The 14397-nt window shown below is 67.2% G+C and carries 11 protein-coding genes and 1 tRNA gene; 6 read left to right on the top strand and 6 right to left on the bottom strand.

The window, feature by feature from the left end; genetic code table 11:
• Nucleotides 1–49 precede the first annotated feature (49 nt).
• From AZSI13_RS13285 to AZSI13_RS13275, 3 genes are read left to right on the top strand one after another with little or no spacing between them, the layout of a single operon-like run.
• Nucleotides 50–973: a MoxR family ATPase gene (locus tag AZSI13_RS13285; protein WP_109041656.1), complete on the top strand. Its 924-nt coding sequence runs from the start codon at nucleotides 50–52 to the stop codon at nucleotides 971–973.
• Entirely contained in the window at nucleotides 970–2307 is a 1338-nt protein-coding gene (locus AZSI13_RS13280) for a DUF58 domain-containing protein (RefSeq protein ID WP_109041655.1), read from the top strand. Before AZSI13_RS13285 ends, AZSI13_RS13280 begins: the two co-directional genes overlap by 4 nt.
• Nucleotides 2304–3698, top strand: a complete 1395-nt coding sequence (locus tag AZSI13_RS13275; protein WP_109041654.1) for a DUF4129 domain-containing protein — start codon at nucleotides 2304–2306, stop codon at nucleotides 3696–3698. Before AZSI13_RS13280 ends, AZSI13_RS13275 begins: the two co-directional genes overlap by 4 nt.
• A gap of 352 nt (nucleotides 3699–4050) precedes the next feature.
• Here the strand turns inward: AZSI13_RS13275 and purT are convergent, their stop codons facing one another.
• Nucleotides 4051–5274, bottom strand: a complete 1224-nt coding sequence (gene purT, locus AZSI13_RS13270; protein WP_109041653.1) for a formate-dependent phosphoribosylglycinamide formyltransferase — start codon at nucleotides 5272–5274, stop codon at nucleotides 4051–4053.
• 113 nt (nucleotides 5275–5387) lie between these two features.
• Between purT and AZSI13_RS13265 the strand changes: the two genes are divergently transcribed.
• Nucleotides 5388–5939: a flavin reductase family protein gene (locus AZSI13_RS13265; RefSeq protein ID WP_109041652.1), complete on the top strand. Its 552-nt coding sequence runs from the start codon at nucleotides 5388–5390 to the stop codon at nucleotides 5937–5939.
• Between the two features lie 95 nt (nucleotides 5940–6034).
• Nucleotides 6035–6108 (top strand) — tRNA-Gly (locus AZSI13_RS13260).
• A 64-nt stretch (nucleotides 6109–6172) separates the two neighbouring features.
• Here the strand turns inward: AZSI13_RS13260 and AZSI13_RS13255 are convergent.
• On the bottom strand, nucleotides 6173–7087 hold the full coding sequence (locus AZSI13_RS13255; protein WP_109041651.1) for a LysR family transcriptional regulator: 915 nt from the start codon (nucleotides 7085–7087) through the stop codon (nucleotides 6173–6175).
• 120 nt (nucleotides 7088–7207) lie between these two features.
• Here AZSI13_RS13255 and AZSI13_RS13250 point away from each other — a divergent pair, with 120 nt between their 5' ends.
• Nucleotides 7208–8422, top strand: coding sequence for an MFS transporter (locus tag AZSI13_RS13250; RefSeq protein WP_109041650.1), 1215 nt, complete (start codon nucleotides 7208–7210; stop codon nucleotides 8420–8422).
• A 62-nt stretch (nucleotides 8423–8484) separates the two neighbouring features.
• Here AZSI13_RS13250 and AZSI13_RS13245 read toward each other — a convergent pair whose 3' ends face one another.
• The 4 genes from AZSI13_RS13245 to AZSI13_RS13230 all read right to left on the bottom strand — a co-directional run bounded on the left by AZSI13_RS13245 (nucleotide 8485) and on the right by AZSI13_RS13230 (nucleotide 14376).
• A complete protein-coding gene (locus AZSI13_RS13245; protein ID WP_109041649.1) occupies nucleotides 8485–9009 on the bottom strand; it encodes a DUF2242 domain-containing protein in 525 nt (174 codons plus the stop codon).
• A 76-nt stretch (nucleotides 9010–9085) separates the two neighbouring features.
• Complete coding sequence (locus tag AZSI13_RS13240; protein WP_109041648.1) at nucleotides 9086–12472, bottom strand: EAL domain-containing protein; 3387 nt, start codon at nucleotides 12470–12472, stop codon at nucleotides 9086–9088.
• Nucleotides 12473–12616: 144 nt separating this feature from the next.
• Nucleotides 12617–13768: an ABC transporter substrate-binding protein gene (locus AZSI13_RS13235; RefSeq protein WP_109041647.1), complete on the bottom strand. Its 1152-nt coding sequence runs from the start codon at nucleotides 13766–13768 to the stop codon at nucleotides 12617–12619.
• Nucleotides 13769–14028: 260 nt separating this feature from the next.
• Nucleotides 14029–14376, bottom strand: a complete 348-nt coding sequence (locus AZSI13_RS13230; RefSeq protein ID WP_109041646.1) for a 2Fe-2S iron-sulfur cluster-binding protein — start codon at nucleotides 14374–14376, stop codon at nucleotides 14029–14031.
• Nucleotides 14377–14397 lie beyond the last annotated feature (21 nt).

Raw genomic sequence — 14397 nt, 5'->3', positions numbered from 1 at the left:
AGCCCGGGCTACACTCGCGCCTTCATTCCAACGACATTTTCAGGCCGCCATGCAGACCATCGGAAAGCTCATCGACAACGTGGAGAACGTCATCATCGGCAAGCGGCCGGTGATCGAACTGGCGGTGGTCACCCTGCTCTGCCGCGGCCACCTTCTGCTGGAAGATGTGCCGGGCACCGGCAAGACCATGCTGGCCCGGGCCCTGGCCAAATCCGTGGCCCTCGACTGCAAGCGCCTGCAATGCACGCCGGACCTGCTGCCCTCCGACGTCACTGGGGTGCCGGTGTTCAACCAGAAGACGGTGGAATTCGAGTTCCGCCCCGGCCCGGTATTCACCAACATCCTCCTCGCCGATGAAATCAACCGGGCCACGCCCCGGGCCCAGTCGGCCCTGCTGGAATGCATGGAGGAATTCCACGTCAGCGTCGATGGCCGCACCTACGACCTGCCGCCGGTGTTCATGGTCCTGGCCACCCAGAACCCCATCGAAATGGCAGGCACCTACGTGCTGCCGGAAGCCCAGCTGGACCGCTTCTTCATGCGCCTGTCCACCGGTTATCCCAGCCCGGAAGAGGAAGCCCGCATCCTCCGGGCCCAGGCCCAGGGCCACCCCATCGAACGCCTGCAGCCGGTATTGAGCGAGGCCGAACTACAGGCCGCCCGGGAGGCGGTGCGGGCCGTGCACGTGGAAGATTCCGTGGCCGACTACGTGGCCCGCATCGTCGCCGCCAGCCGCCAGCACCCAGAACTGCGCCTTGGCGCCAGCCCCCGGGGCACCCTCGCCCTCTGCCGCGCCGCCCAGGGCCTGGCCCTGCTGCGGGAGCAGAATTTCGTCACGCCGGAACTGGTGAAGGCCGTGGCCCACCCGGTACTGGTGCACCGCTTCATCCTGCGGCCCCAGGCGGCAGCCCAGGGGCGTACCGCCGCCCAGGTGCTGGCGGAAATTTTGGACCAGGTGCCGGCCCCCCTATGAGCGCACCCCGGACCGGCGCAGGCGCCCTCCCCGGGACGCCGCCGCCATCCACCCCCCTGGACTTCGACGGCCGCCCCGCCCTGGGCTGGCTGCGCCGGCACCAGCGCGCCCTGGTGCTGGCCGTGCTCACCCTGGCGGCTTACAGCAGCGCCCTCAACCGAACCCAGCCCCTGGTGTGGGCCGTAGCCGCCCTTTTCCTCGCCACCCTGCTCACCGGCATCGCCTGGCCCCACTGGCTGGTGCGGCGCCTGGCGGTGACGCGCAGCGGCCCCCTGCGGGCAGCAGAAGGGGCCATGGTGGAGTTGCAGGTGACGGTGCACAACCGGGGCTGGCTGCCACGCTTCATGGTGGAGTTAGTCGATCGCCTGCCCTTCGTCGGCGCCGCCAGCGGCCAGGTGCCGGCAGAGGTGGTGCTGGGCCAGGTGGCCTGGGTGCCCGGCGGCGGGGAACGCACTTTCAGCGTCGCCGTGCCGGCGGAAAAGCGCGGCTTCTACCGGCTCGGCCCGGTGGGCCTGGCCTCCAGTTTCCCCCTGGGGCTGGCGGAAGCTCGCCAGGGCCGCAGCGGCGGCCAGGACACCCTGACCATTTATCCGAGCCTCTTCCCCATCGTCGCCCTGCCCCTGCGGGGCACACCCACCCTCATTCACCAGGGCGCCCTGCAATTACCGGAAGGGGCCGGCAGCAGCGAGTTCTGCGGCCTGCGGGAGTACCGCCGGGGCGACAGCCCTCGCCATATCCACTGGCCCAGCAGCGCCCGCAGCAATGAGCTAATGGTGCGGGAATACGAACCCCTGGCCTCCGCCAGCCTGTGTCTGGTGCTGGATTGCCACGCTGCCAGCAACCTCGGCCAGGGGCGGCAAGCCAGTTTCGAGGTGGCGGTGCGCATCGCTGCCTCCATCGCCCGCTACGGGCTGGACAACGGCCTGCCGGTCCGACTCATCGGCCTCGGCCGCAATCCCCTGGACCTCCCCGCTGGCTGCGGCGACACCCATTTCCAGGCGCTGCTCGACAGCCTGGCGGTGGTGGCCGCCGACGGTGACACCCCCTATGCCGCCGCCCTGGAGCGGGCAGCCCGGCAACTGACGCCCGGTGAGACGATTGTCAGCTTTCACAGTGAGCCGGCCCTGCCCGGCCCGCCCCCGGCCAGCCTGGGCGCCCTCTCCCTGCTGCGCCAGGATGGCGCCCACCTGCTGGCGATACGCTTCGACCCGGCCTCCTTCACCGACCAGACGGCCTGGGGCCACGACGCTCTGGCCGCCGGCCTGCTGGAGCTCGGTGCCCAGGTGATGCCGGTGCGCCGGGGCGAAGACCTCTCCGCCCGCTTCAATCCATGAAACAGCCGACGCTCGAACCCCTGACCTACGGACCGGCCTACCTGGGCCTCTACGCCTGCCTGCTGCTGGCGGTGGCCTGCAATGCCTTTCTCGACATCCGTTACGGCAGCTTCGGCCGGGAGACCCTCATCTGGGGCGTCATCTTCGCCGTCACCCTGGGGGTGGGCTGGCGCCAGCGGGGGGTACCCGACAGCCGGGGGAAATCCTGGCAGCGCAGCCTGCTGGTACTCACCGTCATCGCCTTCCTGCTCTTCTTCCTGCCCGTCTGGGGCATGCCCCGGGCCGGCGCCTACCTGCTTTGTGGCATGCAGGCGGCGCAGAACTGCATCACCACCAGCCGCCGGCACTTCCAGTTCGCCATCCTCACCTCCCTGGCCCTGGTGCTCTTTGCCGCGGCTCATTCGCGGGCGGACTGGACCCTGCTGTTCTACCTGCTGCCCTATGTGGTGGCGGTGGTCACCACCCTGGTGGCAGAGCAGGTGGCCCGCCGCTCCCGTCAGGTGGCGCAGCACAGCCTGGGTGGCCATGCCGCGCGGGGCCAGGGGCTGGCCGTGGCTGCTGCCTCTGCCGTCATCCTGTTGCTGGCCAGCCTGATCTACACGGTGACGCCCCAGGAAACTTGGCTCAGCTTCAGTTGGCGCCACGGCCTGCCCGCCGGCGCCAGCCTGGGGCAGGGCGAGGCCATCGGCCAAAACGGCGGCAATGGCAGCGACGGGGCTGGCAACGGTAACAGCGGCGGAGGCACCGGTAGCGGCATCGGCAACGGTCTGGGAGGCAGCGAATCCGGCCCCCTGCGTTCCGACTGGCCCACCCCGGAGGAAATGCGCCAGGCAGCGAAGCGGCCGGGGATGCCGGCCTGGCAGGGTGAGATCATGAATGCCATGGCCGACGCGGCCGAGACCCTGGAACAATGGCTGGCCCCCGTTCGCAATGCGCTGGCGGACTGGTGGGAGGCCCTGAAGAAATGGCTGGAGGCCCACAAGAAGGACGTCGCCCTGGCCCTGCTCGGCCTGCTCCTGCTGGGGCTGCTGCTGGCCTGGCTGTTCCTCGCCCGGGAGAGTCGCCCCCTGCTCTGGCTACACACCCGCCTGGATTACCTGATGCAGACCCACTGGCATCGGCACGGCGGCGACCGCCGAGCGGCCCGCCTGCTCTACGCCGCCTTCGAGCGACTCTTCCTGCTCCACGAGCTGGGCCGCCACCCGGCACAGACAGCCCGGGAGTACCAAAGGCAACTGGGCACCCGACACCCGGAGTTGCGGGGCGACCTGCACCGCCTGACCTGGCTCTTCGAGCAAGCTCGCTATAGCGCTGCCCCCACCACGGCCGAAGGCCTGGCCGCCATGCGTGAAAGCTATCGGCGGCTCTATCTGGCCCTGGCGGACTCATAGACCAGGGCCCGGATACCGAGCATCGGGCATCGCTGCTTCCAGGACAGCTCTCCCTGCAACGCAGCACAAGAGGCTTTCCCCTCGCCCGAAAGGAGCCCCCCCGGAAGGCTCCGGGGAAGAGCGATAGGGGATCGTCTCCATGGCATCAGCGCAGACTGGCAAGCCTCCCCTTGCAGTCCTCCCCCTGCCTTCCCATCCCGGCACGTTGCCCAGCCAGTAGATGGCACCACAACGGCGGTCGCTGCCCATGGCGCCATACCGCAGTGCCAGCGCAGCACGCCAATGAAAAAGGCCGGGCCGCCCCGCGAGGAGCGCACCCGGCCTTTGGCCTTGTCCAGCCCCGTCCGGAGCCTTACTTCTTGACGGCGGAAACCGGCGTGACCCGGCTGGCGGCCAGGGCGGCGCGCTGGCGCGCCTGTTCGATGCTGCCGCCGCTAGCCAGGGCCACGCCCATGCGACGCTTCTTGAAGCTTTCCGGCTTGCCGAAGAGGCGCAGGTCCGCATTGGGTACCTGCAAGGCCTCGGCCACGCCTTCATAGGCCACGCCCTGCTCTTCCAGACCACCATAGATGACGGCGGAAGCACTGGGGGAACGCAGGCTCACATCCACCGGCAGACCCAGGATGGCCCGGGCGTGCAGCGTGAATTCGGAAAGGCGCTGGCTGGCCAGGGTCACCAGGCCGGTATCGTGGGGCCGCGGGCTGACTTCGGAGAACCACACCTGGTCGCCCTTGACGAACAGTTCTACGCCGAAGATGCCGCGCCCGCCCAGGTTGCCGGTGACCTTGGCGGCGATTTCCTGGGCCCGCTCCCGGGCCGCTTCGGTCATCGGCTGGGGCTGCCAGGATTCCACGTAGTCGCCATCCACCTGGATGTGGCCGATGGGTTCGCAGAAGAAGGTCTCCACCTGGCCGGAAGAGCCGACGGCGCGCACGGTGAGCAGGGTAATTTCGTAATCGAACTTGATGAAGCCTTCGACGATCACCCGGGATTGCTGCACCCGACCGCCGGACTGGGCGTGCTGCCAGGCCCGGGCCACGTCCGCCGCACTCTTCACCAGGGTCTGGCCCTTGCCGGAGGACGACATCACCGGTTTGACGACGCAGGGATAGCCGATGCCCTTGGCTTCCGCCGTGCCGTCGATGGCGGCCTGCAATTCCGCCTCGGATTCAGCGAAACGGTAGGGGGACGTGGGCAGGCCCAGTTCTTCGGCAGCCAGGCGGCGAATGCCTTCCCGGTTCATGGTCAGCCGCGCTGCCCGGGCCGTCGGCACCACCTGGGCCAGCCCTTCGGCTTCGATCTCAATCAGGGTATCGGTGGCGATGGCCTCGATCTCCGGCACCACGAAATGAGGCTTCTCCTCCTCGATGAGGCGGCGCAGGGCAGCCCCGTCGGTCATGGAGATGACATGGGAACGGTGGGCCACCTGCATGCCCGGCGCCGCCGCATAGCGGTCCACGGCGATAACCTCGACACCCAGGCGCTGCAAGGCGATAATCACCTCCTTGCCCAATTCTCCCGCCCCGAGCAACATCACCTTGGTGGCCGACGGGGAGAGGGGCGTTCCGATTCTCATGGCTTCACTTCCTTGAAAAATAAGGGTTTTGCGTCGGCAGCCGCGCCATAGCCGGCCCTCCGGGCTTCCCAAAGTCCGCGCATGTTAGCACGCAGCCCGATCCCGACCACTCCATGACCACCAGCCCCAACACCGCCCTCGATCTGCCCTGCGACGCTTGCGATGACGCCGGCAACGTCCCCCTGCCGCCCTTCGACTGCCGGGCCTTCCGCAATGCCCTGGGCGGCTTCGCCACGGGCGTCACGGTGGTGACCGCCATGGCCGCCGACGGCCGACCGGTGGGCCTTACCGTCAGCTCCTTCAATTCCGTCTCCCTGGAGCCGCCCCTGGTGCTGTGGAGCCTGTCGTCGAACTCCCCCAGCCTGGCCATCTTCGAGCAGGCCAGCCACTTCACCATCAACGTCCTGGCCGCCGACCAGGAGGCCCTCTCCAACCGCTTCGCCTCCCGCCTCGAAGACAAGTTCGACGGCGTCGCCTGGCAGCCCGGCCTGGCCGGCGCCCCCGTCCTCGACGGCCTGTGCGCCAGCTTCGAGTGCCACAACCTGACCCGCCACCCGGGCGGCGACCACGTCATCTTCATCGGCCAGGTGGAACGCTTCGCCCAGGACACCGAGCGCAGCCCCCTGATCTTCCAGGGCGGCCGCTACCGCCGCCTGGCCCCCTGAGCTCTCCACACCTTCCGGCCGCCGGTTGCCCCGGCAGCCACCCCGGGCGTAGAATGCGCCCTCGGCCAGCCCTCCCGGGCAGCCGGATCACCCGAGCGGGCGTCGTATAATGGTAATACCCTAGCTTCCCAAGCTAGAGCCGTGGGTTCGATTCCCATCGCCCGCTCCACCGAATTGAAAAAGGCCAGTCCTCCGCGACTGGCCTTTTGCTTTTCTGCTTCCAGCCTCCAGTTTCAAGGCTGGTGCCAGGGCGGCACCGGTTTTAGGGTGGTTTCCAGTTCCGCCAGGAAGACCTTCACCTTGGGTAAGCGCACCCGGCTGGGGGTGTAGCAGGCGTAGAGATGGCGGCCGAAGCGGACCAGGGGTTCGTAATCGGGCAGCACCCGGATGAGGCGGCCATCGGCAATGGCCGGGGCGCAGAGGAAATCGGGCAGGATACCGATGCCCTGGCCGGCGAGGATGGCCTCCTGCAGGCAATCCAGGTTGTTGTGCTGGATCGGGCTGCGCACTGGCACCATGGTTTCGTTGCCTTCCCGGTCGGCCAGGCGCCATTGGCCATCGTCCGTGAGCAGGTAGCTGAAGCAGTGGTGCAGGGGCAAATCCTGGAGGCTCTGGGGCGTGCCGTGGGCGGCCAGGTAGGCGGGAGACGCGCAGATGCAGCGCTCCAGCGCGATCAGGGGACGGGCCACGACATCTTCCGGCGGCGCCTGGGTGAGGCGGAAGGCCAGGTCGATGCGATCGGCCACCAGATCCACCAGCTGGTCGGTGAGGACCAGCTCACATTCCAGGCCCGGGTATTTTTCCACCAAGCGAGGCAACAGGGGGGCGATGTAGAGACGGCCAAAGGTGAGGGTGGCGCTGATGCGCAGTGTGCCCCGGGGGGTATCGCCCAGGTGGCGCACGGCGAACTCGGCGCTTTCCACGGCCTCCAGGGCACGCTGGGCGTGCTGGTGGAAGACCTCGCCGGCGGGTGTAAGGCTGAGCTTGCGGGTGGAACGCTCGAAGAGGCGCTGGCCGAGGCTCTTTTCCAGGTCGCCGATCTGCTTGCTGATCTGGGCCCGAGTGCAATCGAGACGGCGGGCGGCAGCGGCCATGCTGCCGCTTTCCACCACTTTGAGGAAGCTGTGCCAGCTGGGGAGCCAGGCCATATGTCAATGATCCGTTGACGTAGATGCGGTGATTATGGACTTTTTCATCCTCCTTCCGCTGACTATATTGCCAACATCGCCACCCAAGCCCCGCTGTAGCGGAGCCAGAAAGCCTTCGCCATGTTTCGCACCCTCAGCCGGCCGGACATTCTGGTCACCACCCTGGCCGCCGCCGGCATTCTCATGGTCACCATGGGGGCCCGGCAGTCCCTCGGGCTCTTCGTCAGCCCCCTCAACACCCATACCGGCCTGGGTATCACCACCATCAGCCTGGCCCTGGCCGTGGGGCAGTTCACCTGGGGCGCCATCCAGCCGGTGGCAGGGGCGGTGGCGGACCGCTATGGCTCCCGAGCGGTGCTCATTGGGGGCCTGTTGGTGCTGGCCTTCGGCAGCGCCATCACCCCCTTCATGGGCTCCGGCTTTGGCCTGATCGTTTCCCTGGGCCTGCTCTCGGCCATGGGCGCCGGAGCTGGCAGCTTTTCCGTGCTCATCGGCGCCGCTGCCCAGCGTCTGCCGGTGGAGGCCCGGGGGGCTGCCTCTGGGGTGATCAATGCCGGCGGCTCCTTCGGTCAGTTCATCTTTGCCCCCATCCTGCAGCGCCTGATCCAGAGCGTCGGCTGGATGGGCGCCCTGTGGGCCATGGCCATCGCCACCCTGGCGGCCCTGCCCCTGGTGGGCAAGCTGGCCGGCGGCCCGCCGCCCCATGCAGCCACCACCGGCAACGAGGGCGGCCTGGGCCAGGCCATCGCCCGGGCCATGCGGGACCCCAGCTACCTGCTGCTGCACGCCGGCTTTTTCACCTGCGGCTTCCACATCGCCTTCCTCGTCACCCATCTGCCCGGGGAGGTGGATCTGTGCGGCCTGCCGCCCTCGGTGGCCAGCTGGTCCCTGGCCATCATCGGCCTGGCCAACATCTTCGGCAGCCTCTACGCGGGTTCCTGTGTTGCCCGCTATCGCAGCAAGCACATCCTGGCCGCCATGTACGCCTCCCGGGCGGTGCTGATCATCGCCTACCTGATGATGCCCCGCACGGAGTGGTCCTATTACCTTTTCGCCGCGGGCCTGGGCTTCACCTGGCTGGCCACGGTGCCACCCACCGCCGCCATCGTCGGCAAGCTCTTCGGCGTGCGCTACCTGGCGACCCTGTTCGGCCTAACCCTGCTTTCCCACCAGATCGGCGGCTTTCTCGGCGCCTATCTGGGCGGCCTGACCCTGGTCAGCTTCGGCGACTACAACTGGATGTGGTACGCCGACATCGCCCTGGCGGCAGCAGCAGCCCTGGTGAATCTACCCATCCGGGAACAACCGGTGGTACGGCAGCTGGCGCCGGCCTGAGCCGTTGCCCAAAAGAACAAAGGCCAGCCCTAGGGCTGGCCTTTTACTTGGCGGGACTGCTTTCAGCTGCCGCCATCCAGGCTTTCGATGAGGGTGAAAAGGCGCTTGTAGAAGTCCGGGTCGGAAATGGTTTCTTCCCCCACCTTGACCAGGGAATCCTTGTCCGCCGCCCAGGGCAGGGAAATGGAGCCGATGCCGGCGACGCTGAGGCCGGCGCTGCTGCCGCCAGCCTTGAGAGCAAAGCGGGTCTGCAGGGCATTGGCGTAGATCACCGTGCCGACATTGCTGGGCAGGCAGACCAGATTGATGGACAGGCGCATGCCGTAATCCTGGGCCGGCTGGAAGAGCTTTTCGCCGCGGATGTTCTGGGGCTTGGGCTCATCCACCTGATAGCCCTGGCTAAGCAGGGCGCGACGCCCCAGTTCGCAGGCGTTGCCCGGCTCCCGGGTGCTCCAGTATTCGAAGGGGGAATTGCTGTCGAAGGATTCGTGCTTGTAGGCCGGTGCGGGCGGCGTGGTGACGCAGGCAGCCAGCAGGGCGCCGCTCAGGAGCGGCAGGAGCAATCGTCGGGTGAGGCGGAAAAACATGGGCGGTACAGCCATAGTGCAATGGGCGCCATCTTAGTGGATTGCAGGCCTTTCGGGGGAGCCGGCGGCGACTCGCTCAGTCCGCCTCCCCGTGCTGCTGCAGCCAGGCCTCGAATTCCGCCGCCGGCATGGGCCGGGCAAAGAGGTAGCCCTGGCCCTGGTCGCACCCCGCGGCATGGAGGAATTCCAGCTGTTCCTGGGTTTCGATGCCCTCGGCGGTGATCTGGAAGCCCAGGGAATGACCCAGGGCGATGATGGCCCGGGCGATGGCCACGTCGTTGGCGTTGTGGGGCAGGTCGCAAACGAAAGCCCGGTCGATCTTCAGATGGTCGATGGGCAACACCTTGAGGTAGGCCAGGGAGGAATAGCCGGTGCCGAAGTCGTCCACCGCCGTGGTCACCCCCAGTTCCTGAATGGCGCAGAGCACCTCCTGGGCGTGTTCGGGGTTCTCCATGATCAGGCTCTCGGTCACCTCCACCTCCAGCACCTCCGCCGGCAGGCCGTGGCGGGCCAGCACCCGGGCCAGGGATTCGGCATAGTTGCTGCGCTCGATCTGCAAGGCCGCCACATTGACGGCGATGCGCCCGGGCTGCAGCCCCCGCGCCCACCATTCGTGAATCTGGCGGCAGGCCAGCTCCAGCACCAGTTCGCCGATGGGCACGATGAGGCCGGTGCGCTCGGCCAGGGGAATGAACTCCACCGGCGAGACCAGGCCCCGCTGGGGGTCACGCCAGCGCAACAGGGCCTCGGCACCGGTGACATGGCGACCGGCCAGATCCAGCTTGGGCTGGTACCAGACCTCGAATTCGCCGTTTTCCAGAGCCCGGCGCAGGGAACGCTCCTGCACCAGCCGCTCCTGGGCCCGGCGGGTCATGTCGGCCTGGTAGAAGCGGTAGTTGTTGCGGCCGCCTTCCTTGGCCCCGTACATGGCCGTATCCGCATTGCGTACCAGGGCCTCGGGGGTGTCGCCATCCAGGGGGGCAATGGCGATACCGATGCTGGCGGTGACCAGGGCGGCCGTGCCGTTCAGCTCGAAGGGCTGCTGCAGGGCCTGGAGCATCTTCTTCACCACCAGGATGGCATCCGTGCCGTGCTCCAAATTGTTGAGGATGACGGCGAATTCATCGCCCCCCAGGCGGGATACCGTGTCTTCCACTCGCACGCATTCCTTGAAGCGCTGGGCCGCCTGCTGCAACAGCAGATCGCCCACCGGATGGCCCAGGCTGTCGTTCACCGTCTTGAAGCCATCCAGGTCCAACAGCAGCACCGCCAGCTCCTGGCCATAGCGCTGGGCCCGTTCCAGGGCGTGCTGCAGGCGGTCGTGGAAGAGGGTGCGGTTGGGCAGGCTGGTGAGGGGGTCGAAATGGGCCAGGCGCTCCAGTTCGGCCTGGGAGTGCTTGATGGCTGAAATGTCCGAAAACACCGCCACGTAATTCACGGCCTCGCCGCCCGGGCCGAGCACCGTATTGATGGTCAGCCACTCCGGATAGAGGGCGCCGCTCTTGCGCCGGTTCCAGATCTCGCCGCGCCAGATGCCGGCCTGGGCCAGGGTTTCCCACATCGTGCGGTAGAAGTCGGCATCCTGGCGATCCGAACGCAGCAGGCTGGGGGTCTGGCCCAGAGCCTCGGCGGCGCTATAGCCGGTGATGTCGGTGAAGGCCTTGTTCACCGAGAGGATGAGGCCCTGGGCGTCGGTGATCATCACCCCGTCCGCCGTGTTTTCCATGACCACGCCGGCCAGGCGCAGCTGTTCGGTGGCGGCCTTGATCTCGGTAATGTCGGTGGATATCCCCAGCACCCCCTGGAGGCTGCCGTCAGCGCCGATGAGGGGACTCTTGGTGGTGAGGTAGACGCGTCCCTGGGGGCCGTCGTCGTTGCGTTCCTCGAAGCGCATGGCGCAGCCCTGGGCCAGCACTTCCTCGTCGTTGCGGCGGTGCTGCCGGGCCACGGCCTGGGGCAGGAACATCTCCCGCGGTCGGCCTTCCATGGTGTGGCGGGAATGCTTCACCGCCCCCTCGAAGAGGCGGTTGCACAGGCGCAGGCGGCCTTCGACGTCGAAGACGTAGATCAGGGAAGGGGCGTTGTCCACGATGGCCTGCAGCAGGGCACGCTGGCGGGCCAGTTCCTCCTCCGCCCGCTTGCGCTCGGAGATGTCGCGCACCACCGCGTACAACACCCGCTGGTCACCCAGGCTCATGGCCGAGAGGGTGACCTCGGCAGAGAACGGGTGGCCGTCCTGGCGGCGGTGCAACCACTCGAAGCGGTGCAGGCCCCGGGCCATGGCAATGTCCACCATGGCCTGTGCCTTGTCGACCGAGGATTGGCCGTCCGGCTGGGCAAAGGGCGACACATCGATGGGGGAAGTGGCCAGCAGGGCCTGCCGGTCGGAGAAGCCGAAAATCGCCACGGCCGCATCGTTGCCGTCGGCGAAACGCCCCTGGTCGAGGATCAGGCAGGGGTCCGGCGAGCGTTCGAACAAGGTACGGAAACGGGTTTCGCTCTGGGCCAGGGATTCCTGCACCACCTGGCGCTCGCCGATCTCCCGGGAGAGTACGGCGTTACGCTCGCGAATTTCCCGGTTGCGCCGGGTCAGCTGAGCCACGAAATAGGCGAGCAGGGCCGTGTTGGCCAGGGCCAGAAGAAAGAGGGGGGAACCGGCGGGGGAGGATTGGGGCCAGCCGCCCTTGGGCACCGCGGCCAGCTGCCAGATGCCGCCGGGAATCTGCACACTCATGGTGGCAGGCTCCTCCTGAAACACCGACGGATCACCCCAGATCATGCCCCCCTTTTCGCCTTGGCCGTCCTGCCCGCGCAAGGCCAGTTCCAGGCTGCCATCCCGGGTCATGCCGCCAGCCGTGAGCAGGCGGTCTACATCCGCCACCATGGAGGCAACGCCCCAGTAACGGCTACCCCCTTCCTTGTTGGTGACGAAGATGGGGCGCCGATGGATCAGGCCCCGGCCGCCCTGAACCAGGTTCACCGGCCCGGCCAGCATCGGCTGGCTCAGCTCCCGGGCCCGCAGGATGAGCGGATATTGGTCCGGCCGCTCCCGGTAATTGAGGCCCAGGGCCCGCTCGTTGCCGGCCAGGGGGTAGACGAAGCGGACGGTATCCTCGGGGGCGATGGCGATGTTGCGGATGTGGGGTGCCGCAGCGATGGCCTGGGAGGCCATGCCGGCAAAGCGCTCCTGGGTGATCCCGCCGTCGTAGCGCAGTAGGTGCACGATGCCTTCGGTTACGCTGAAGGTGGCGAGAATCTGCCCTTCCAGGCGGGCCCGCACGGCAGCCAGTTCGGCGGTGATCTGGGAACGGGCATCGCTGGCCCGCCGCGCCGTATCCAGCTGGCCCAGCAGCCAGGCAAGCACACAGCCCCCCAGCAGGATAGCCGCCAGCAGGGCATGCCCACCCAGGTTATGGCGGCGCGAGGGGGCCGCGCCCGCCTCGGTCATCTGCTCTGCCGCCATGTTGATCCTCTATATCCGGCGATGGGAGCCGGTCAAAAACTGCAATGCCGGGGGCCCATCACGCCCCGGCCCCTCCGCAAGGGCGGAGGCAGTGTGCCCGATCCGCGTTAACGATTCTTTGCGCTGGCACAAAAACCTGATGGATCAGGGCAGAGGCACCCAGCGGCCCTGCTTCACCGTCATCATCACCCGGGCCCGCTGATCCATACCGTTATGGTTGGCCGGGGTCATGGTGAAAACCCCCTGCACCCCCACCACTTCGCGGGAATGCTCCAGGGCATCGCGCAGGGCGGTGCGGAAGGCGGCAGAACCGGGAGCCCCGGCCTTCAGGGCCTGGGGCACGGCCTTCTGCAACAACAGGCCGGCATCGAAGGTATTGGCGCCGAAGGTGGACATGGTACCGGCGCCGTACTTGGCCTCATAGGCCTTGATGTAGCCCTGGGCAACGGCCTTGATGGGGTTGCCCGCAGGCAGGTCGTCCGCCACCAGCATGGGGCCGCCGGCCATCAGGGTGCCTTCGACAGCCTTGCCGCCAAGCTTGATGAAGTCGTTGGTGGCGACACCGTGGGTCTGGTACAGCTTGCCCTTGTAGCCCTTCTCCAGCAGGGAGGCCTGGGGCAGCACCGCCGGGCCGCCGGTGGCGGCGATAAAGACGGCGTCAGGCTTGGCAGCCATCAGCTTGAGGGTCTGGCCGATCACCGACTGGTCGGTGCGCACGAAGCGTTCGCTGGCCACCAGCTTGATGCCGGCCTTCTCGGCCAGGGCGGAGAAGACCTTGAACCAGTTCTCACCGTAGGGATCGTTGAAGCCGATGAAGCCAACGCTCTTCACCCCGGCGGACTGCATGTGGGCAATCACCGCCTCGGCAATCAGGTCATCGTTCTGGGTGGTCTTGAAGACCCATTTCTTCTTTTCATCCATAGGCTGGACGATGGCGGAAGAACCAACGGTGGTGAGCAGGGGCGTCTTCGCCTCGGCAACAAAATCCAGCATGGCCAGGGCGGCCGGGGAGGTAGTGGGGCCGATCAGGGCATCCACCCGGTTCTCGCTGATCAGCTTCTTCACCGCAGTGACGGCATTGGTGGGGTCGGAGGCATCGTCGAGAACGATGTATTCCACCTTCTGCCCGGCGATTTCCGTGGGCAGCAGGGCCACGGTGTTCTTCTGGGGAATGCCCACCTGGGCGGTAACGCCGGTGGAAGAAGCGATGACCCCGATCTTTACCTGGGCCTGGGCCGCACCCGCGGCGGCAATGAGGGAGAGGAGGGCACAGGGCAGGAGGCGGCGAATGTTCATGGCGGATGGGCGAAGGGCTGAAGGTTTGTCGATTATAGCCAGCCCCCGGGGCGGCCGGCCCCTTGGGAATTTCCCGTAAAAACGAACCGGCGGCGGGTTGCCCCGTCGCCGGCCGTCATTATTGGAATTGTTTCTCTGCTGGGGAGGTACGGAAGCTGGGAGAGTTTCACCCCCGTACCGGTGCGACGAAACCAGTGCAAGCTTTGCTGTCACGACGCATTCAGGGCGCCCGTCGCACGGCGCCCATCCTGCTCCGGCGCTCAGAATTTGACCGCGATGTCCTCGTCCAGCAGCATGTACTGGCAGGCCAGACGCCAGCCCGGGGCCAGGTCCTTGACCACCAGTTCATCCAGCTCGGCCTGCTTGACCTTGCCGGCCAGCACCAGGGCGGTCTTTTCCTTTTCCGTCAGGTGCGCCGCCATGGCGGGCTTGTTGCCCAGGTGCAGCACTTCCACGGCACAGGAGCCGCAGTTGCCATCCTGGCACTCGAAATCCACGGGAATCTTGTGTTCCTTCGCCAGACCGAGAATGGTGGAACGGTTGCCGGCGACGGCATACACGGTCACATCCTTCTTCTGCTTGGGGGAGGAAAACGTTACGTTCGGCATTGAATCACTCCTCAAAAAAAT

This window comes from Azospira sp. I13, assembly GCF_003112695.1.
In the GTDB taxonomy this organism is placed as follows: Bacteria; Pseudomonadota; Gammaproteobacteria; order Burkholderiales; family Rhodocyclaceae; genus Azospira.
Note: the sequence above shows the minus strand (reverse complement) of the source record. Positions and strands in the feature narration are given on the sequence as shown.

Bases quoted from the DNA above. Each gene is read 5' to 3' on its own strand.
- AZSI13_RS13245 (WP_109041649.1), bottom strand. From the start codon at position 9,009: ATGTTTTTCCGCCTCACCCGACGATTGCTCCTGCCGCTCCTGAGCGGC.
- AZSI13_RS13250 (WP_109041650.1), top strand. From the start codon at position 7,208: ATGTTTCGCACCCTCAGCCGGCCGGACATTCTGGTCACCACCCTGGCC.
- purT (WP_109041653.1), bottom strand. From the start codon at position 5,274: ATGAGAATCGGAACGCCCCTCTCCCCGTCGGCCACCAAGGTGATGTTG.
- AZSI13_RS13285 (WP_109041656.1), top strand. From the start codon at position 50: ATGCAGACCATCGGAAAGCTCATCGACAACGTGGAGAACGTCATCATC.
- AZSI13_RS13280 (WP_109041655.1), top strand. From the start codon at position 970: ATGAGCGCACCCCGGACCGGCGCAGGCGCCCTCCCCGGGACGCCGCCG.
- AZSI13_RS13265 (WP_109041652.1), top strand. From the start codon at position 5,388: ATGACCACCAGCCCCAACACCGCCCTCGATCTGCCCTGCGACGCTTGC.
- AZSI13_RS13240 (WP_109041648.1), bottom strand. From the start codon at position 12,472: ATGGCGGCAGAGCAGATGACCGAGGCGGGCGCGGCCCCCTCGCGCCGC.
- AZSI13_RS13230 (WP_109041646.1), bottom strand. From the start codon at position 14,376: ATGCCGAACGTAACGTTTTCCTCCCCCAAGCAGAAGAAGGATGTGACC.
- AZSI13_RS13235 (WP_109041647.1), bottom strand. From the start codon at position 13,768: ATGAACATTCGCCGCCTCCTGCCCTGTGCCCTCCTCTCCCTCATTGCC.
- AZSI13_RS13255 (WP_109041651.1), bottom strand. From the start codon at position 7,087: ATGGCCTGGCTCCCCAGCTGGCACAGCTTCCTCAAAGTGGTGGAAAGC.
- AZSI13_RS13275 (WP_109041654.1), top strand. From the start codon at position 2,304: ATGAAACAGCCGACGCTCGAACCCCTGACCTACGGACCGGCCTACCTG.